Annotated in this window: 19 protein-coding genes; 12 read left to right on the top strand and 7 right to left on the bottom strand. The window is 54.7% G+C overall.

The window, feature by feature from the left end:
- Positions 1 to 6: 6 nt before the first annotated feature.
- Positions 7 to 1,344: a hemolysin family protein gene (locus tag IAE30_RS13200; RefSeq protein ID WP_034829259.1), complete on the bottom strand. Its 1,338-nt coding sequence runs from the start codon at positions 1,342 to 1,344 to the stop codon at positions 7 to 9.
- Between the two features lie 449 nt (positions 1,345 to 1,793).
- Here IAE30_RS13200 and IAE30_RS13195 point away from each other — a divergent pair, with 449 nt between their 5' ends.
- The 3 genes from IAE30_RS13195 to IAE30_RS13185 are packed head-to-tail and all read left to right on the top strand — an operon-like array spanning position 1,794 to position 7,656.
- Entirely contained in the window at positions 1,794 to 3,533 is a 1,740-nt protein-coding gene (locus IAE30_RS13195; RefSeq protein WP_038644462.1) for an autotransporter assembly complex family protein, read from the top strand.
- Complete coding sequence (locus IAE30_RS13190; RefSeq protein ID WP_200679937.1) at positions 3,530 to 7,300, top strand: translocation/assembly module TamB domain-containing protein; 3,771 nt, start codon at positions 3,530 to 3,532, stop codon at positions 7,298 to 7,300. The genes IAE30_RS13195 and IAE30_RS13190 overlap by 4 nt, the downstream gene beginning before the upstream one ends.
- Positions 7,301 to 7,302: 2 nt before the next feature.
- On the top strand, positions 7,303 to 7,656 hold the full coding sequence (locus IAE30_RS13185; protein ID WP_200536583.1) for a gamma-glutamylcyclotransferase: 354 nt from the start codon (positions 7,303 to 7,305) through the stop codon (positions 7,654 to 7,656).
- Positions 7,657 to 7,710: 54 nt separating this feature from the next.
- On the opposite strand, the gene ppa is transcribed toward IAE30_RS13185, so the two are convergent.
- From ppa to IAE30_RS13170, 3 genes are all read right to left on the bottom strand, one after another.
- A complete protein-coding gene (ppa, locus tag IAE30_RS13180; RefSeq protein WP_034829250.1) occupies positions 7,711 to 8,241 on the bottom strand; it encodes an inorganic diphosphatase in 531 nt (176 codons plus the stop codon).
- 100 nt (positions 8,242 to 8,341) lie between these two features.
- Positions 8,342 to 8,791 (bottom strand): DUF441 domain-containing protein, encoded by a 450-nt coding sequence (locus IAE30_RS13175; protein WP_038644476.1) that lies wholly within the window; start codon positions 8,789 to 8,791, stop codon positions 8,342 to 8,344.
- 71 nt (positions 8,792 to 8,862) lie between these two features.
- Positions 8,863 to 9,276 (bottom strand): lysozyme inhibitor LprI family protein, encoded by a 414-nt coding sequence (locus IAE30_RS13170; RefSeq protein WP_045816555.1) that lies wholly within the window; start codon positions 9,274 to 9,276, stop codon positions 8,863 to 8,865.
- A gap of 171 nt (positions 9,277 to 9,447) precedes the next feature.
- On the opposite strand from IAE30_RS13170, the gene IAE30_RS13165 reads away from it, so the two are divergent.
- Positions 9,448 to 11,007, top strand: coding sequence for a methyl-accepting chemotaxis protein (locus tag IAE30_RS13165; RefSeq protein WP_200679982.1), 1,560 nt, complete (start codon positions 9,448 to 9,450; stop codon positions 11,005 to 11,007).
- Positions 11,008 to 11,024: 17 nt separating this feature from the next.
- Here IAE30_RS13165 and IAE30_RS13160 read toward each other — a convergent pair whose 3' ends face one another.
- Entirely contained in the window at positions 11,025 to 11,315 is a 291-nt protein-coding gene (locus IAE30_RS13160) for a helix-turn-helix domain-containing protein (RefSeq protein WP_038644481.1), read from the bottom strand.
- 92 nt (positions 11,316 to 11,407) lie between these two features.
- Between IAE30_RS13160 and IAE30_RS13155 the strand changes: the two genes are divergently transcribed.
- A complete protein-coding gene (locus tag IAE30_RS13155) occupies positions 11,408 to 11,665 on the top strand; it encodes a helix-turn-helix transcriptional regulator (protein ID WP_200536584.1) in 258 nt (85 codons plus the stop codon).
- A gap of 54 nt (positions 11,666 to 11,719) precedes the next feature.
- Here IAE30_RS13155 and fbp read toward each other — a convergent pair whose 3' ends face one another.
- A complete protein-coding gene (gene fbp, locus IAE30_RS13150) occupies positions 11,720 to 12,724 on the bottom strand; it encodes a class 1 fructose-bisphosphatase (protein ID WP_038644485.1) in 1,005 nt (334 codons plus the stop codon).
- Between the two features lie 166 nt (positions 12,725 to 12,890).
- Between fbp and mpl the strand changes: the two genes are divergently transcribed.
- Entirely contained in the window at positions 12,891 to 14,246 is a 1,356-nt protein-coding gene (gene mpl / locus IAE30_RS13145) for a UDP-N-acetylmuramate:L-alanyl-gamma-D-glutamyl-meso-diaminopimelate ligase (RefSeq protein ID WP_045832883.1), read from the top strand.
- Positions 14,247 to 14,357: 111 nt separating this feature from the next.
- Here the strand turns inward: mpl and yjgA are convergent, their stop codons facing one another.
- The gene (gene yjgA / locus IAE30_RS13140; protein ID WP_034829237.1) at positions 14,358 to 14,906 is read right to left on the bottom strand and encodes a ribosome biogenesis factor YjgA; all 549 of its coding nucleotides are present in this window, start codon (positions 14,904 to 14,906) and stop codon (positions 14,358 to 14,360) included.
- A 116-nt stretch (positions 14,907 to 15,022) separates the two neighbouring features.
- Between yjgA and pmbA the strand changes: the two genes are divergently transcribed.
- The 6 genes from pmbA to IAE30_RS13110 all read left to right on the top strand — a co-directional run bounded on the left by pmbA (position 15,023) and on the right by IAE30_RS13110 (position 19,016).
- On the top strand, positions 15,023 to 16,363 hold the full coding sequence (pmbA, locus tag IAE30_RS13135) for a metalloprotease PmbA (protein WP_045816560.1): 1,341 nt from the start codon (positions 15,023 to 15,025) through the stop codon (positions 16,361 to 16,363).
- Between the two features lie 195 nt (positions 16,364 to 16,558).
- Complete coding sequence (gene cybC / locus IAE30_RS13130; RefSeq protein ID WP_038644492.1) at positions 16,559 to 16,945, top strand: cytochrome b562; 387 nt, start codon at positions 16,559 to 16,561, stop codon at positions 16,943 to 16,945.
- A gap of 254 nt (positions 16,946 to 17,199) precedes the next feature.
- Positions 17,200 to 17,538: a glycine dehydrogenase gene (locus tag IAE30_RS13125; protein ID WP_038644494.1), complete on the top strand. Its 339-nt coding sequence runs from the start codon at positions 17,200 to 17,202 to the stop codon at positions 17,536 to 17,538.
- 17 nt (positions 17,539 to 17,555) lie between these two features.
- Positions 17,556 to 17,912 carry an SFCGS family glycine-rich protein gene (locus IAE30_RS13120; RefSeq protein ID WP_009087404.1) on the top strand — a complete coding sequence of 119 codons (357 nt, stop codon included), beginning with the start codon at positions 17,556 to 17,558 and terminating at the stop codon, positions 17,910 to 17,912.
- A 2-nt stretch (positions 17,913 to 17,914) separates the two neighbouring features.
- Positions 17,915 to 18,214 carry a DUF4312 family protein gene (locus IAE30_RS13115; protein ID WP_034829228.1) on the top strand — a complete coding sequence of 100 codons (300 nt, stop codon included), beginning with the start codon at positions 17,915 to 17,917 and terminating at the stop codon, positions 18,212 to 18,214.
- Positions 18,215 to 18,239: 25 nt separating this feature from the next.
- On the top strand, positions 18,240 to 19,016 hold the full coding sequence (locus tag IAE30_RS13110; RefSeq protein ID WP_034829226.1) for a DUF4311 domain-containing protein: 777 nt from the start codon (positions 18,240 to 18,242) through the stop codon (positions 19,014 to 19,016).
- Positions 19,017 to 19,022 lie beyond the last annotated feature (6 nt).

Here is a 19,022-nt window from a genome sequence, read left to right as displayed (position 1 = left end):
CCGGTACTATGGCGACTCCAGCTCATCAGTGGCGCTCTTCGTCACACTCAGCACCGGCGGACGATCGTCAATACGCGTCACCAGCAGCTGGTCGATGCGATAACTGTCGATATCCACCACTTCAAACTTGTAACCTGAGAACTTGACGAAATCGGTGCGTTTCGGGATTTTGCGCAGCATGTACATCATGAAACCACCAATGGTTTCATAGTTGCCGGACTGTGGGAAATCATCGATATCCAGCACACGCATCACGTCATCAATCGGTGTGCCGCCTTCAACCAGCCATGAGTTCTCATCACGCGCCACAATCTGCTCTTCCTGACCCTGGCCGACCAAATCACCCATCAGCGTGGTCATCACGTCGTTGAGGGTAATGATCCCCACCACCAACGCGTATTCGTTCATGATGACCGCGAAGTCTTCGCCCGCAGTTTTAAAGCTTTCCAGCGCTTCAGAGAGCGTTAACGTGTCCGGCACAATCAGCGCAGAGCGAATCTGCACGCCGCTGCTCAGGGTCAGGCTTTGATTGCCCAGCACGCGCAGCAGCAACTCTTTGGAATCGACATAGCCGACGATATGGTCAATGTCGCCATCACACACCAGGAATTTAGAGTGCGGATGCTGGGCGATTTTGGTTTTGAGGCTGTTTTCATCTTCGTGCAGATCAAACCACACCACGTTCTCGCGTGACGTCATCGAAGACGGCACGGTACGCGATTCCAGCTCAAACACGTTTTCGATCAGTTCGTGTTCCTGTTTACGCAGCACGCCAGCCAGCGCACCGGCTTCCACCACCGCGTAAATATCGTCGGAGGTGATGTCGTCTTTACGCACCATCGGCAGCTTGAAGATGCGGAAAAACACGTTGGCCAGCCCGTTAAACAGCCACACCAGCGGGCGCATCACCAGCAAGCAGAAGCGCATCGGATTGATGATGCGCAGCGCCACCGCTTCTGGCGCGATCATCCCCACGCGCTTCGGCGTTAAATCGGCAAACAAAATAAACAGGCTGGTGACGACGGTGAAGGAACAGATAAAGCTGAGCTGATCGGCCAGTTCAGGGGCCATAAAGCGGCTAAATAAACTGCTGAAGGCGGGGGAAAACGCGGCATCACCGACAATACCACCGAGGATGGCCACGGCATTGAGGCCAATCTGCACCACGGTGAAGAACATGCCAGGCTGTTCCTGCATTTTCAGCACGCGCTGCGCATTGATGTTGCCTTCATCGGCGAGCAGTTTAAGTTTGATCTTACGGGCAGCCGCCAGCGAGATCTCAGAAAGAGAAAAGAATGAACTGATCACAATCAGTAAAAGAATGACAAGTAAGCTATCGAGCATAAAAGATCCGTTGGGTTAATCACTTGTCATTTTTGGCCTGGGCAGCGCAGGAGAACATCCAGTATTCACCTGTCATACAGAGCTATCCGTGCCAAAAATGTCTGCGCCATTTCGACAAGGAACGTTAACGTCGGGGCAGAAAGGAAAGCAGGTCATGCCTGCTGGGTGCTGATTATAGCAGCAGCGCTTATGCCGCCGCCAGAGGCGCGCACAAGGAGGTCGGAATAATCCGAGTGCGCCCCTCTCTATCGCAGAAGTGCGGCTTCGGTGTTGTATCGATCCCCCCATTTACCGACAATAGGAAATGATTTGGCTTAGTGACCATTTTTCCTCAGCCATCCGCCAAAAAGAGCGGCTATGCTGATGGGTAAGCGAGTGGTGGTGATAGCCTCCGATGAGAAATAACGCCCCTGCGGAATAAGGGGCAGGCATTATTAACAGGAGTACGCGTGCCGCGATTGCATATTTATTGTTTGGCCAGCCTGTTGCTTGCTGCACCTGCCGTTGAGGCAGCGAAAGTGCGCTTGCAGCTTGAAGGGCTAACCGGGGATTTACAAAAGAACGTCAGGGCACGCTTGTCCACCATTGGTACTGACGAAGTGTCGAGCGATGGGCGCTTCCAGGCGCGTGTTTCACAGGCAATTAAAGAAGGTTTGCGGGCACTCGGTTATTACGAACCGGAAATCGATTTTGAGTCGCGTCCCGCACCGCCGCAGGGTGGCAGACCGGTGCTGATCGCCCACGTCAAACCGGGTGAACCGGTGAAGATCGGTGGCAGCCACATTGTGGTCGAAGGGGCGGCGAAAAACGATGATGATTATAAAGCCTGGGTGAAGCAGGGCACGCCGAAAGTTGGCACCCAACTCAATCACGGCGAATACGACAAATTTAAAAATGGCTTCTCCAGCCTGGCACTGCGTAATGGTTACTTCGACGGTGACTTTAAGCAAAGCCAGCTTGGCGTTTCGGTCGAAAGACGCGAAGCATTCTGGGATATCGACTACGACAGTGGCCCGCGCTACCGTTTTGGCGATGTCAGTTTCCAGGGCTCGCAAATCAACGAAGCCTATCTGCGTAATCTGGTGCCGTTCAAAAAGGGCGACCCTTACAGCTCGCGCGATCTGGCGGAATTAAACCGTCGTTTATCCGCCACGGGCTGGTTTAACTCGGTGGTCGTGGCTCCTGAATTCGACAAAGGTCGTCAGACCAAAGTGCTGCCGCTCAATGCGGCGGTATCGCCACGGGTTGAGAATACCATCGAAGCCGGTGTGGGCTATTCCACCGACGTCGGCCCGCGCCTGAAAGGCACGTGGAAAAAACCGTGGATTAACAGCAGCGGTCATAGCCTGACTGCCAGTTCCTATATTTCCGCGCCTGAACAACAGCTCGATCTCAGCTATAAAGTGCCCTTGCTGAAAAGCCCGCTGGAGCAGTATTACACCTTCTCGGGTGGTTTGAAGCGTACCGATCTCAACGACACCAAAGCGGACACCACCACGCTGGGCGTTTCGCGTAACTGGGACAGCAGCTCCGGCTGGCAGCGCGCGGTTAACCTGAAGTGGAGCCTCGATCACTTCACCCAAGGCAGTGTCACCAACACCACCATGCTGCTCTATCCAGGCGTGAGTTTGAGCCGCACGCGTTCGCGCGGTGGCTTGATGCCAACCTGGGGCGACTCGCAGCGTTATTCCGTCGATGTCTCCGATACTACCTGGGGATCGGATGTCGACTTCCTGATCCTGCAGGCGCAAAACGTCTGGATCCGCATGCTGGGCGAGAAAAATCGCTTTGTAGTACGCGGTAACCTTGGCTGGATCGAAACCAACGATTTTGACAAAGTCCCACCAGACCTGCGCTTCTTCGCCGGGGGCGACCGCAGTATTCGCGGCTATAAATACAAAGATGTCTCCCCACGTGATAGCGACGGCAAGCTGACCGGTGCCTCCAAAATGGCCACCGGCTCGCTGGAGTATCAATACAACGTGACCGGCAAGTGGTGGGGCGCGGTGTTTGTTGATTCCGGTGAAGCGGTAAATGACATCAAACAGAGTGATTTTAAAACTGGTGCCGGTGTTGGCGTGCGTTGGGCTTCTCCGGTCGGGCCAATCAAATTTGATATCGCGCGGCCGATTGGCGATGACAAGGAACATGGTTTGCAATTCTATGTAGGACTGGGGCCTGAACTATGAAGCTGTGGAAAAAGGTCCTGATTGGATTCGGTATTTTTCTGGTGGTGCTGTTTGGCAGTGTGGCGTTTCTGATTGGCACCACACCCGGATTGCATCTGGTGCTGAAAGGTGCCGATCGCTGGGTACCCGGTTTATCGATCAACAAAGTCGAAGGCGGCTGGCGCGATCTGACGCTGAGTGGTGTGAAGTATGAGATGCCGGGCGTGAGCGTGGATGCTGGACGCTTCCATCTGGCGCTCAATCTTAACTGCCTGCTGCACTCGTCGGTGTGCGTGAATGACATCGGTTTGCAGGATGTGAGTGTGGTGGTCGACAGCAAGAAAATGGCCCCGGCCGCTGCGCCCCCGCCGCAGGAAGAGAGCGGTAGCACCAACCTGACCACGCCGTATTCGATTACGCTCAGCAAGATCGGCCTGCATAACATCAATGTCAAAGTGGATGACACGTCCATCTCGCTGCTGGACTTCACCACCGGCCTTAACTGGCAGGGGCGCGCGTTGACGTTAACCCCAACGCATATTCAAAGTCTGCTGATTGCGCTGCCGAAGGCGGCGAAAGTGGTTGATGAGCAAGTGGTGCAGCCGAAAGTGCAACAGCCGCAGCCGGATGAGAAACCCTTGGGTGAAACGCTGCAAGAGATGTTCGCTAAACCGCTTTTACCCGAACTGCCTGACTTCCAGCTGCCTTTGGATATCACCGTACAGGAGCTGCTCGGCGAACAGCTGCGCTTGACCGGCGATACCGATGTGTCGATTACCCGTCTGTTGCTGAAAGCCAAAACCGCTGACCGCCATCTTCAGTTAGAAACCTTTGACATCGATTCACCGCAAGGGCAGTTGAACGCCAGCGGTGATGCGCAGCTGGCGGATAACTGGCCGGTGAATTTCGCGCTCAGCGGATCGTTAAATCTCGATCCGATCAAGGGCGAGAAGATCAAAATGAATCTCAGCGGGGCGATGCGTGAAGAGCTGAAGCTGGGGCTGAATCTCTCTGGCCCGGTGCGCGCACAGCTGGATGCCGCCGCGCAACCGGCGGTGGCGGGGCTGCCACTGTCACTGAAACTCACCAGCCCGGAATTGCGCTGGCCGCTGACCGGCCCGGTGCAGTATCAGGCGGATAACCTCGATTATCAGTTCAAAGGCAAAGCCACTGATTATGTGATGTCACTGCGCACCGCTGTGAAAGGCGAAGCCGTGCCACCGGCGACCATTTCACTTGATGGCAAAGGCAACGTGCAGCAGTTCAGCCTGGACAAGCTGCGCGTGGCGGCACTGCAGGGTAACGTTGATTTAACCGCGCTGGTGGACTGGAGCAAAGCCATTAGCTGGCGCAGCGAATTGACGCTCTCCGGCATCAACACCGCCAAACAGTACCCGGACTGGCCTGCCAAACTCGACGGCAAAATCGCCACGCGTGGCAGCCTGTACGGCGGAAGCTGGCAGCTGAGCGTGCCACAGCTGGAGCTGAAAGGGAACGTGAAGCAGAACGCCGTCAGCGCCAATGGCTCACTGACCGGCAACAGCTATAACCAGTGGAAAATCCCGGGTATCAACCTCGCGTTGGGCCGTAACCATCTGGACGTGAAAGGTGAACTGGGCGACACGCTCAACCTGGATGCCAATATCGATGCACCGCATCTGGATAACGCACTGCCAGGACTCGGCGGTGTGGCGAAAGGGACGGTAAAAGCGCGTGGTACCTTACAGGCACCGCAGCTGCTGGCCGATCTCACCGCAACCGGCTTGCGCTGGCAGCAATTGCAGATCCGTCGTGTGGCGCTGGAAGGCGATGTGAAATCCAGCGATCAGATCGCCGGTAAGCTGCAACTGCGCGTCGAGCAACTGCAACAGGACGCACTGAAAATCAATCTGCTGACGCTGAACGCTGACGGCAACGAGAAGCAGCATCAGCTCAAGCTGAACGTGGAAGGCGAACCGGTCTCCGGTCAGTTGGCACTCAACGGCAGCTTTGATCGCAAAACCGAACGCTGGCAGGGTAATCTCAACAACACGCACTTTGATACCCCGGTCGGCGAATGGCGTCTGACGCGTGCGATGGCGATTGATTACCTCAACACTAAGCAGACAGCCACCATCGGTCCGCACTGCTGGCAAAATCCGAATGCGCAACTGTGTGTACCGGAGCCGATTGAAGCAGGGGCCAGCGGTCATGCCCATGTGGTGCTGAACCGCTTCGATTTGGCGATGATCAAACCTTTCCTCACCGATGCGACCAAGCTTAATGGCGTATTCAGTGGCGATGCGCGTGTGAACTGGACCGCCGACGGCGCGCTGCCAACCGGTACCGTATCGCTGAAAGGAAACGGCGTGAAAGTCGAACAAGACGTGCAGGGCAACACGCTGCCGATCGCCTTTGACACGCTTAACCTGAATGCCGCGATGCGCAACGGTCGTGCCCAACTCGACTGGCTGATTCACATCGTCAACAACGGCCAGCTGAGCGGTAACGTGCAGATTGCCGATCCGCAAACCCGTCGCCAGCTGTCCGGCAACATCGGCATCAGCAATCTGTCGCTGGCGATGTTCAACCCGGCGTTGATGCAGGGCGAGAAGATCAAAGGCAATCTCAACAGTAACCTGCGTCTGGGCGGCACACTGCAACAGCCGCAGGTGTTTGGCCAGTTGGGATTGAGCGATGTCAACGTGCAGGCCAGCTTTATGCCGGTCACACTCACCTCCGCCAATCTGAACATGGTGTTCAATGGCATGAGCTCGACGCTTAACGGTCTGTTGCAGACGACGCAGGGCAACCTCAATCTGGGCGGCAATGCCGACTGGAGCCAGCTGGATAACTGGCGAGCGCGTATCACTGCGCAGGGCAACCGTATTCGCGTCACCGTGCCGCCGATGGTGCGTATGGATGTTTCGCCAGACCTGGTGTTTGAAGCCACGCCAGCCGCGTTTAATCTGGATGGTAAGGTCGATATTCCGTGGGCGCGTATTACGGTGCAGGAAGTACCAGAAAGCGCCACTGGCGTCTCCTCGGATGAGGTGATGCTGGATAAAGATCTCAAGCCGATTCAGCCGAAGACCGCCGCCATTCCGATCAACAGTAACCTGGTGATCCACGTCGGTAACGATGTACGGCTGTCAGCCTTTGGTCTGAAAGCCAAGCTGAATGGCGATCTTAAACTGGTGCAGGATAAAACCGGTCTGGGCTTAAACGGACAGATCAATATTCCTGATGGCCGCTTCCACGCTTACGGGCAGGATTTGATTGTGCGTAAAGGCGAGCTACAGTTTGCCGGGCCGCCAGATCAGCCGTACGTCAACCTTGAAGCGATACGTAACCCGGAAGCCACCGAAGATGATGTCACCGCCGGTATTCGCGTCACCGGCCTGGCCGATGAGCCGAAAGTCGAGGTGTTCTCTGACCCCGCCATGTCGCAGCAGGAAGCGCTTTCTTACTTATTACGCGGTCAGGGACTCAGCAGCGATGGCGACAGTAATGCATTAACTTCAGCACTTGTGGGGTTAGGGGTTGCACAAATTGGTCAGGTTATGGGTAAAATCGGCGAGACATTCGGCGTCAGTAACCTCGCACTTGATACCACCGGTGTGGGCGACAGCCAGCAGGTGCAGGTGAGTGGTTATGTGCTGCCGGGTCTACAAGTAAAATACGGTGTTGGCATATTTGATTCACTGGCGACGTTAACCTTGCGTTACCGCCTGATGCCCAAACTCTATTTGGAAGCCGTGTCCGGTCTCGATCAGGCACTGGATTTGCTCTATCAGTTTGAGTTTTAGCAATGCGAATAATTGTCTACGGCAGTTTACGGCGCAAACAGGGAAACAGTCACTGGATGACGAATGCGCAATGGCTCGGCGACCATCAGATTGAGGGGTTTGCGCTCTACAATCTGGGTCACTATCCGGGCGTCGTTGAAGATCAGGGAACCGTCTTCTGCGAAGTGTATCGCATCGACGCCAGCACGCTTGGCGAACTTGATGCCTTGCGCACCAAGAATGGCGAATACAAACGCCAACTCATCCAGACGCCTTACGGCAGTGCCTGGCTGTATGTCTATCAGCGTTCGATTGCGGGTCGTACCCGCATTGCGAGCGGTGACTGGCTAAAGCGCGACGACGCACCCGAGGCATAAATAAAAACACCGTCCATAGGACGGTGTTTTTTTATGCTTGCGAGGCAGATAAGATTATTTCTTCTGTGCGCGCTCGTAAGAAGAGATGATTTCAGCTTTGGCCGCTTCAGCGTTGTCCCAGCCATCAACTTTAACCCATTTGCCTTTTTCCAGATCTTTGTAGTGCTCAAAGAAGTGGGTGATCTGCGCTTTCAGCAGTTCTGGCAGGTCGTTCACATCTTTGATGTGATCGTATTCTTTGCTCAGTTTGGTGTGCGGAACCGCAACCAGCTTGGCATCTTCGCCAGACTCGTCGGTCATTTTCAGCACGCCAACGGGACGGCAGCGAATCACTGAGCCCGGCACCAGCGGATACGGGGTTGGTACCAGCACGTCAACCGGATCACCATCCAGAGACAGGGTGTGGTTGATGTAACCGTAGTTGCACGGATAGAACATGGCGGTAGACATGAAACGGTCTACAAACAGGGCGCCAGACTCTTTGTCCACTTCATATTTGATCGGATCAGCATTGGCTGGGATCTCGATAACGACATAGATATCTTCTGGCAGTTCTTTACCTGCAGGCACCTGGTTCAAACTCATCTGGCTTTCCTTCATTGGTCATATGTTGAGTGACGGCTATTATAGCCAACTGACTCTGAAAGTATGCCCCCTTTTTGGCGTTTCGGAATGCTCCAACGGCCTACTTCGCGGTGACAAACAGCGAGACAATCCCTGCAGCAATCAGTGGTCCGACCGGCACACCACGGAAAAAGGCCACGCCAATCACGGTACCGATCAACAATCCACCAATCACTGAAGGCTGCACGCTCATAAAACTTACGCCGCGCCCGCCCAGCCAGGCAACAAACACCCCGACGATAATCGCCACGATCGATTGCCAGTTAGCAAATGACTTCAGCAAGGATGAAGCGGGCAACGTCCCACTCGCCAGTGGCGCCATCACCGCGACGGTTAGAATAATAATACCGATCTGAATGCCCTGTTTTTCCACATACGGGAAGAACTGCGACAGCGGTGTCAGCTTGATGGCGAGCAGGATCAGAATGGAAATGGTAACGGCACTGTTATGAACGAAATAGCTCAGGACGGCGAGGCAGACCAGAATGATGGTAGAGGCATAAGCAGCCATGATTTCTCCCTGAAGATGGATGGGTGCGCAGGTCAGTGCCTGCGCTGACGTTTTTTTAACGCCACCATTTATCAACAATCATCGGGATTGGCGCAACTGCCTTTGTTCATTGATTGCAACATCAGAGCCTGATTCCGCACCAGATTTACCCCCTGCGCCCCAACAGAAAGCGCTGCCATGCTGCCCTGGCTGCTGAGGAAGTAGCTGCGGCTGGCTTCCATCCAACTGTCGCGATAGGCCAGCCACGCGCGCTGGGCAGCTCGTAATTTGTCTTTAGGTTCGCCAGTTAATTTTTTCATCACCTGGTTGTACTGCGTATTCATCTCTTTATCCCAGGCCTTATTGGCGCTGCCGTAGCACTGGGACATGCCTGCGGTGCTGGATTCCTTGTCCAGACACTGCTGCAGCTGCTGGTCGAGCGGATGCGTCTGTGCCATAGCCATACTACTGGCGAACAAACAGGCAATCGGGAGCCACTTTTTCATCATTTCATTCCTTCATTTTTGCGCAGCGGACTTCAGAAAAGCTGAAGGGTAAGCGAACGTCGGCAGATTGACCATCAACATTGGATAAAGTTTCTGCGATCAGCTGCCGATAATCTCTCCGTTTTAGGGCCAGTGGAGTTCTGCCTTTTCATACACACGGGAATGATCATGATCAGACAACTATCAATACGTACCGCTTTACTTGCGTTGTTGGCCATCATGACGGTGATGCTGTTAGCCGTCAGCGCCATGGGCATCTATGCCATTAATGCTGGAAATCAATCTCTGGACGCGCTGAACCGCATTCAGGGGATTGAGCTGAACAAGTTGTATCAGAGCCGCTCTGAGCTGATGCGCGCACGTGCTAACGCGGCATTGGCGGTGCGCAAAATCGAGATTGGCCTATTGGATGATGGCGCCAAAGTCACACAGCAGGCGCAGGCTGCAGTGGACAGCTCACACAAATTGCTGCAGGCGTTTGTCGATGCGGGCACTGTAACAGCGCATGGTAAAACTCTGGCCGATGCGATTGTGGCGACCTACAGCGTCTACGATAAAGAAGGCATCACGCCCATGATGGATGCCTTAAAAAAACAGTACACCGATGAGTACTATCAGGTGCTGGAAGGCAAACAATCACAGCTGGCAGCAAACTATTCGAAGGCGGTAAATGATTTCAGTATTTACGCCGATGAAGTCTCTGCGGCACGCCTCAAGCAGGCGGCTGACAACGAAGTCCGGATGAAGGTGATGATTGGCGTGGTGATGGTACTGACACTGGTGCTGATTGTACTGGCCTGGCAGTTGTTGCGTCGCTCGCTGCTGCGTCCTCTGGACAACGCAATCGTACATCTGGAACAGATTGCGGCGGGCGATCTCTCGCAGCCTTTACCTGCCGCAGGTAAAAATGAAATTGGTCGCCTGAATCAAGCCCTTTCCGATATGCAGCTGGCGCTGCGTGATTCGGTGAGTCAGGTGCGTGAAGCCAGCATGCAGATTGATGTGGGCAGCCGTGAACTGGCGGCGGGCACGGTGCATCTGTCGCAGCGTACCGAAGAGTCTGCCGCTTCGCTGGAGCAAACTGCCGCCAGCATGGAGCAGCTGACCGCCACCGTCCGTCTTAACGCCAGTAACGCTCAGCAGGCCAATCAGCTGGCCAGCAATGTGTCGACCAGCGCCGAGCGTGGCGCAGAGGTGGTGGGTTACGTGATGGAGAAGATGCAGGAGATCACCCAAAGCTCTAACCGCATCGGCGACATCCTCAGCGTGATTGATGGTATCGCCTTCCAGACTAATATCCTCGCGCTGAACGCCTCAGTGGAAGCCGCGCGTGCTGGCGAGCAGGGCCGTGGCTTTGCTGTGGTCGCCAACGAAGTGCGTACGCTGGCCGGTCGCAGTGCTACCGCCGCCAAAGAGATTCGTGAGTTGATCAGCGAATCACAAACGCGCGTCAAAGAGGGCAGCGACATGGCGACACGCGCCGGTGAAACCATGGATGAAATCTCCAGCGAAGTGATGCGTGTCACCTCACTGATGAAAGAGATCTCTATTGCCTCGGAAGAGCAGAGCCGCGGGATTGAACAGGTGAATCAGGCGGTGACGCAAATGGATGAAGCCGCGCAGCAAAACGCCGCGCTGGTGGAAGAAGCCAGTGCCGCCACGCAGTCGCTGGAAGCGCAGTCACAGCAGTTGCAGGAATCGATGGCGCAATTCCGCGTGGCCACCGCGTAAACCGGGTGCAACGTGCGTTATTGCACGTTGCCACTCACCTCTTCAGCAAAGCGCAGAATCATCTCGGCTAACTGGTCATCTTCTGCAAGAAAGTAGGCCGCAGGAATCTCCAGCGCTTTCGCCAGCAGTTGCAGCGTCAGTAAATCGGGCTGATGCACACCGACTTCATAACGATTGATGCGCGCACTGGCGGAAAACTCTTCAATACCAGCGGCAATCCCTAACCCTTTTTGCGAAAAACCCTTCACCAGACGTGCCTGTTTCAGGCGTCGGCAGAAGGTATTTTGCAGGGAAGAGGTCGGTTTCATAGCTACGAGAATCGTAGATTTACTGCTTGTCAGATACTACGAGTAACGTAGTATCGTTATGGCAACCTATAACGAGAACTAAGGAGAGTGACGTGGGTGAAAGCAAACAGGACTGGCATCAGGCCGATATTATTGCTGCCTTACGCAAGAGAGGGACGTCATTAGCCGCCGTATCCCGTGCGGCGGGCTTGTGTTCCACTACGTTGGGGAATGCGTTAATTCGCCCCTGGCCTAAGGGCGAATGGCTGATTGCTGAAGCGATTGGCGTTGCACCGCATGAAATCTGGCCCAGCCGCTACTACTCCCTGCAGGGGGAGCTTATCGATCGGCAGGCAAAGCGCCGAAAATAAGCCAATAAAAAAGCCCGCTGACAAAGTCGCGGGCTTTTTTCACATCACATCAGCTTATTCGTGGCTGTCCGGGAACTCACGGATAAAGCGCTCAACGTCATCCACCATCGCATCGTTGCCGCAGAAGAACGGGCAGCGCTGGTGCAGCGTTTCTGGCTGGATATCGAGGATACGATGCTCGCCATCACTGGCTTTACCGCCGGCTTGTTCAGCCAGGAATGCCATCGGGTTGCATTCGTACAGCAGACGCAGCTTGCCTTTCGGGTGGCTTGCAGTGCTTGGATACAAATAGATGCCGCCTTTCAGCAGGTTACGGTGGAAGTCTGCCACCAGTGAACCGATATAGCGCGAGGTGTATGGGCGCTTGGTGGCGATATCTTCTTCCTGACAGAACTTCAGGTACTTCTTCACGCCCTGAGGGAAGCGAATGTAGTTACCTTCGTTGATGGAGTAGGTGTAGCCTTTCTCCGGGAAGGTCATGCGCTCATGGCTCAGGCAGAATACGCCCAGTGACGGATCGTAAGTAAACGCATGCACGCCCACGCCGGTGGTGTAGACCATCATGGTGGAAGAACCGTAAACCACATAGCCTGCCGCAACTTGCTTGTTGCCTGGCTGCATAAAGTCAGCTTCGGTGATCGGCGTACCCGGCTCACTGATGCGGTGGTAGATAGAGAAAATGGTACCGACGGAAACGTTCACGTCGATGTTGGAAGAGCCGTCCAGCGGATCCATCAACACCACATATTTACCGTCTTCTGAGCCTTCAAAGATCACGAACTCATCTTCTTCTTCGGAAGCGATACCGGCAACCACACCACGCGCTTTCAGAGCAGCTTTCAATTTTTCATTCGCGAAGAGGTCCAGCTTCATCTGCTGTTCGCCCTGCACGTTTTCCACACCGCTGGCACCGAGAATATCCACCAGACCCGCTTTGTTGATGTCGCGGTGGATAATCTTAGCTCCGAGCTTAATGGAGGAAATCAGCGCCGTCAGTTCACCTGTGGCGTGTGGAAAGTCGTGTTGCTTCTCGACGATGAATTCGCCTAACGTTTTCATAACACATTCCCTGAATCTACGGTGGAGTGGCAGCAGATGTAACACGCTACCAACGTATGAGCGCAGTTTAGCCGATTGAACTTTAAAAACCATAGTCCTAATCCGTTTCTTCCCACTCTGCTCGGGGTTACACTGTGCGCCGAACTTTTGAGTAATGGATCTCTATATGCGCATTCACATCCTTGGGATTTGTGGCACCTTCATGGGCGGACTGGCAATGCTGGCCCGTTCGCTAGGGCATGAAGTGACCGGCTCTGACGCCAATGTCTATCCGCCGATGAGCACCTTGCTGGAACAGCAAGGCATTGAATTGACAGAAGGTTACGATGCCAGTCAGCTCGATCCGCAGCCGGATCTGGTGATCATTGGCAATGCCATGACGCGCGGAAATCCGTGTGTGGAAGCGGTTCTGGAACGCAACATTCCGTACCTCTCTGGCCCGCAGTGGCTGCATGATTTCGTGCTGCGTGACCGTTGGGTGCTGGCCGTGGCCGGAACCCATGGCAAAACGACCACCGCAGGCATGGCAGCGTGGATTCTGGAGGCCTGTGGCCTTGAACCGGGCTTCATCATTGGTGGTGTGCCCGGAAACTTCGAGGTTTCGGCAAAATTAGGAAAAAGTCCATTCTTCGTGATTGAGGCGGATGAATACGACAGCGCGTTCTTCGACAAACGTTCCAAATTTGTCCATTACTGCCCGCGCACGCTGATCCTTAACAATCTCGAATTCGATCACGCCGATATCTTTGACGATCTGCGCGCGATCCAGAAGCAGTTCCATCACCTGATTCGCATCGTGCCGGGCCAGGGCAAAATTCTGCTGCCGGAACACGATAACAACCTCAAGCAGGTGATGGCGATGGGCTGCTGGAGCGAACAGGAAACGGTTGGCGACAACGGCCACTGGCAGGCGAAAAAGCTGACACCGGACTCCTCCCACTGGGAAATCTGGCTGGATGGCGAGAAAGTCGGTGAAGTGAACTGGGCGCTGGTCGGCGAGCACAACATGCACAATGGCCTGATGGCGATTGCGGCCGCACGGCACGTCGGCGTGAAGCCGGTGGATGCCGGTGAGGCGCTCAGCAGCTTTATCAATGCTCGCCGTCGTCTTGAGCTGCGTGGTGAAGTGAATGCCATCAAGGTGTATGACGATTTTGCCCATCACCCCACTGCAATCCTGGCGACGCTGGCTGCGCTGCGCAGCAAAGTGGGCGGCACCGCGCGTATTCTGGCAGTGCTGGAGCCGCGCTCCAACACCATGAAAATGGGCGTAAGCAAAAACGAGCTGGCGCCGTCACTGGGTCGCGCCGATAACGTGTTCCTGTTCCAGCCGCACCACATTCCCTGGCAGGTATCTGATGTCGCGGAAGCCTGCATCCAGCCGGCGAAGTGGAGCGCGGATATCGATACGCTGGTGGAAATGGTGGCAAAAGAAGCCCAGCCAGGTGATTCCATTCTGGTGATGAGTAACGGCGGCTTTGGTGGCATTCACCAGAAACTGCTGGAGAGATTGGGACGTTGATGGCGTGGCGCCCCTTAAATCGGGGTTGCCACTGGGTTTGAAGACACTCTGTTAACCGCCCAAATTAAAAAGGGTCGCCTGTTGGCGACCCTTTTTATGCTCGCGGTAAACTCACGCCTCGGCCAGTTCGCGCAGATACTGGAAGATCTGACGGGTGGCTTTCGGTGGCTTGTTAGCGGCTTTCTCTTTCTGCGCATTACGAATCATGGTGCGCAGCTGCTGGCGATCGGCCTGCGGATAGAGGTTAATCACTTCCGCGATCGCGTCATCGCCTTTCTCGATCATGCGATCGCGCAATTGCTCGAGTTTATGGAACAGCGCCACCTGCTGGTTATGGCGGTTCTTCAGCTTATCCAGTGCCTGACGAATCGGATCTTCATCGCGCGCGCGCAACATCTTACCGATCAGCTGCAACTGGCGGCGACGGCCTTCCTTTTTAATACGCTGTGCCAGCTCAATGGCGGCACGCAGATCATCGTCGAGTGGAATTTTGTCGAGGGAGTTTTTCCCCAGATCCACTAACTCGGCGCCCAGGCGTTTCAGCTCTTCGGCGTCGCGTTTAATTTCGCTTTTGCTGACCCAGATAATCTCTTCGTCTTCATCTTCTTCGTTTTGATTATCTGGCACATCGTCGAGCCAGTCATCGGGCTGCTTGGTCATCTCTTGGCTCCCTAAAAAAAAGAGGCTAATCCTACCAGTTTATCGGGCGACTGCGAAATTGTTCTCTGAGTCTGATAGACTCAATAAATTCATACTTAAGATTAGACGGCAGGTCGATGAACGTATCTACTCAGGTTGCAGAACAACGTAAAGTGTTAGAACAGGCTGTCGCGCAGGCGCTGGAACTGGCGAAAGCCAGCACCGATGGAGCAGAAGTTGCGGTGACCAAAACCACCGGCATCGGCGTCAGTACCCGCTATGGCGAAGTGGAAAACGTCGAATTCAACAGCGATGGTGCACTTGGCATCACCGTCTATCATCAGAACCGCAAAGGCAGTGCTTCTTCAACCGACCTCAGCCCGGATGCGATTAAACGCACCGTGCAGGCGGCGATCGACATTGCGCGCTACACCTCGGTTGATCCTTTTGGTGCCCCGGCCGATCCCGATCTGCTGGCATTTGAAGCGCCGGATCTCGATCTTTACCATCCGTGGGAGATCGATGCCGATCGCGCTATCGAATGGGCCGCTCAGGCAGAACAGGCGTCGTTGCAGGCTGACAAGCGCATTACCAATACCGAAGGCGGTAGCTTCAACAGTCACGTCGGCATCAAAGTATTCGGTAACAGCCACGGCATGTTGCAGAGCTACTGCTCCAGCCGCCATTCGCTCTCCAGCTGCGTGATTGCCGAGCAGGATGGCAACATGGAGCGTGATTACGCCTACACCATTGGCCGTTCCATTGACGATCTGCAAACTGCGGATTGGGTGGGCCAGGAGTGCGCGCGTCGCGTGCTATCCCGTTTAGCGCCGCGCAAGTTGCCGACCATGAAAGCGCCGGTGATCTTCGCGCCGGAAGTGGCGACGGGTCTATTTGGTCATCTGGTCGGCATGATCAGCGGCGGCAGCGTCTATCGCAAAGCGACCTTCCTGCTGGATTCACTCGGCAAGCAGATCCTGCCTGAGTGGCTGACGATTGAAGAGAAGCCGCACCTGCTGAAAGGGCTGGCGTCTACGCCGTTCGACAGCGAAGGCGTGCGCACCCAGGCGCGCGACATCATCAAAGATGGCGTGCTGCAAAACTGGCTGCTGACCAGCTATTCGGCACGCAAGCTTGGCCTGCAGAGCACTGGCCATGCGGGCGGTATTCACAACTGGCGCATTGCGGGCCAGGGGCATAGCTTTGAAGATATGCTGAAGCAGATGGGCCGTGGTTTAGTGGTCACCGAAATGATGGGCTCCAGCGTCAGCGCCATGACCGGTGACTATTCGCGCGGTGCCTCAGGCTTCTGGGTTGAAAACGGTGAAATCCAATATCCTGTGAGCGAGATCACAATTGCGGGCAACCTCAAGGATATGTGGCTCAATATGGTAACGCTCGGTAACGACATTGAAACGCGCAGCAATATACAATGCGGGTCGGTGCTGCTGCCGGAGATGAAAATCGCCGGACAATAAAGACATCGCTTCATGAAAGCAGCCCGCAAGGCTGCTTTTTTTTTAGCCCGACAATAAAACCCCCAAAATTATTCGCGTGACAGAAAGGCGGCAAGTGAATGAATCCTCAGGATATGACATCAGTAAGTGACTGGGGTGAGTGAGCGTAGCCAACGTGTCTGGAACCTGAAATATGACGGGAAATAAGGAATATTTATGCGTAAGCATGTGATTGCAATGTTGTCTCTCTCGCTGTTGTTCTCTTCAGCTAGCGTATTCGCTGCTGACCTGAAGAGTGATATGGATACCCTGAAAGATGGCCTGAGCGTGGTGAAGAAAACCTCTGATGCTCAGGAAATGCAAACCGCGCTCGGCAAGATGCGCCAGGCGGCGGAGGATGCTAAAAAATCCACGCCGGAAAAACTGGAAGGTCAGGCTGCCGATAGCGCCCAGATTAAGGATTATCACGCCGGTCTTGATTCTCTGATTGCGCAGATTGATGTCGTCGATCAGTTGGCGAAAGCCAACAAGCTCGACGAAGCCAAAACTGAAGCGAAGAAGTTGGAAGATATTCGTAACGCCAACCATAAGAAATTCCGCTGATAACCCGGCCAGCCCTGTGGCTGGCCTTATCTCCCCTCGCATTTCCTCCGTTTAAACGCATAGATTCCCGGCATAACCTGCATTTTTGTGACCTGTTTCGCACACTTCATGCGTAGTGCGATCTGGCGCACACACGCCCGTGGGATTTCCACTTTGAGGTGGAAAAGATGCGTCTCCACAGCCTGAAGCGGAAAGCGTAATTTCTTTTCAACGCGAATTATCTCTAATTGTCCGCAGTAAACAGGAGTAGCAAGGTGAGGAGTGAAGCTGTCCCACTGAAACAGAGCACGCCGGAAGCCATTCAGGCGCTGGCGGATAACGTGATGAAGCAAATTGCGGCGATCTACGCTGCGCACCACATCGAAGCCAACGCCGTGCAGCAGCAGATGCTGGCCTCGCATGTGCGGGCGATGGCAGCGCGTTCGCTCACAGGTGAAGCCTTGCCGGAAGTGGAAGCCGAACTGTTTGAAGACATCTCGCCAGAAACCATGGCGCTGGCACAGCAGGTGGTCGATCTGTTTGGCAATCTGCCAAAAGAAGAAGCCTGGCTGCTATCGGTGCATATCGAAGTGGCGAAATCCAACGAAGCATAAATCGAGAGGAATTGAACATGGTAACAGTCGTGATTGGTGATCGTCTGGGTAAAGGTCAGAAAGTCGCAGCAGGGATTGAGAAAGCAGGCGGCCGTGCTGTTGTGGTGCCGGGCGTTGCAGCGGACATGAAGCTGGGCGATGTGATGAAAGCGGAAAACGCTGACTTCGGCATCTCTTTCTGCGGCAGCGGCGGTGCCGGTGCCATCACTGCGCAAAACAAATATGGCTACAAAGCCAAACACGGTATGCGTTCGATTGATGAAGGCGTGACCGCCATCAACGAAGGCGCCACCGTGCTGGGCTTTGGCTTTATGGATAAAGAAGAGCTGGGTGAACGTCTGGTGCAGGCCTGGAATAAAAAACACGGCAGCTAAGCATGAAACAGCAATACGAGACGCAGGTTACGGTGCAGGGCAAAGGCGATAGCAAAGCGAAAGCCTTTTCCGATGCACTGAGCAAGGTGCAGCAGCAAGTGCTGCGCACCAGCCAAAAGATTCTGTTGCGCATTGAACCCATAGATGTGCGGGTGCTGCGCGCGCAGGAGAGCGTACGCACAGAGAAGTTCTTGTTCTTCTTTCTGGCGCGCGAACGACGGAATTACAGCGTCGAGCTGGAAATCACCGTCAGCGTCACCGTGATCGACACCGACAAGGTGGATTTCATCGCGACGAAATAAAAACGACAACAAAGGGTACAACAACATGTTTTTAATCATTTTGTTTAAGTCGTTGATCATTGGTGGATTGGTTGGCGTTGGGGTAGGAGCGGGCGCAGCGCGCATGTTCCATGCACCGACCACGCAAGGTATGGGCGCGTTTCGTACCTTGGGTGAACTCAATTCCTGTGAGGGCGATCCCGCTTCGCACTTCTCCTTTGGTCTTGGCTTCTTCTTTAACGCCTGGGCATCGTCTGTGGCTGCAGGTTCCTTCACTCAGGACGTTGATCACCGCATTCTGCCTAACTGGGGCGCAGCCGCGTTGATGGTGAAAAACCGCAACGTCGCCGAAACCCTGCATAACCCAAAACGCATGGCGATTGCCTGCGGCATCATCGGCATGATCGTGGTGGCGTTCCTCAACAGCACGGCTTCTGCGGTGCCTGCAGCGTTGCAGGTTACGGCGGTTAAAGTGCTGGTGCCGGCGGCCAACCTGCTGGTGAACACCGTGATGCCGGTGATCTTCTGGCTGGCAGCGATTGATGCCGGTAAGAAATCCGGTTTCTGGGCGACCATCTTTGGTGGTCTGGCGCAGTTGATCATGGGCAATGCCGTACCGGGTCTGGTGCTGGGTATCCTGATTGGTAAAGGCGTGGAAGAGAGCGGCTGGAACAAAGTCACCAAAGTGATGATGTTCGCGATTGTGCTGCTGTTCGCTCTGAGCGGCTTCTTCCGTGGCTTCGATATGAAGCTGCTGCAATCCTTCCAACTTGGCATTCCTGGCTGGCTGGACATGATTCACAACAGCCTGAGCGGCAAATAAGGAGCC

This window comes from Pantoea sp. S61 (genome assembly GCF_016625145.1).
Taxonomy (GTDB): domain Bacteria; phylum Pseudomonadota; class Gammaproteobacteria; order Enterobacterales; family Enterobacteriaceae; genus Pantoea; species Pantoea rwandensis_B.
Note: the sequence above shows the minus strand (reverse complement) of the source record. Positions and strands in the feature narration are given on the sequence as shown.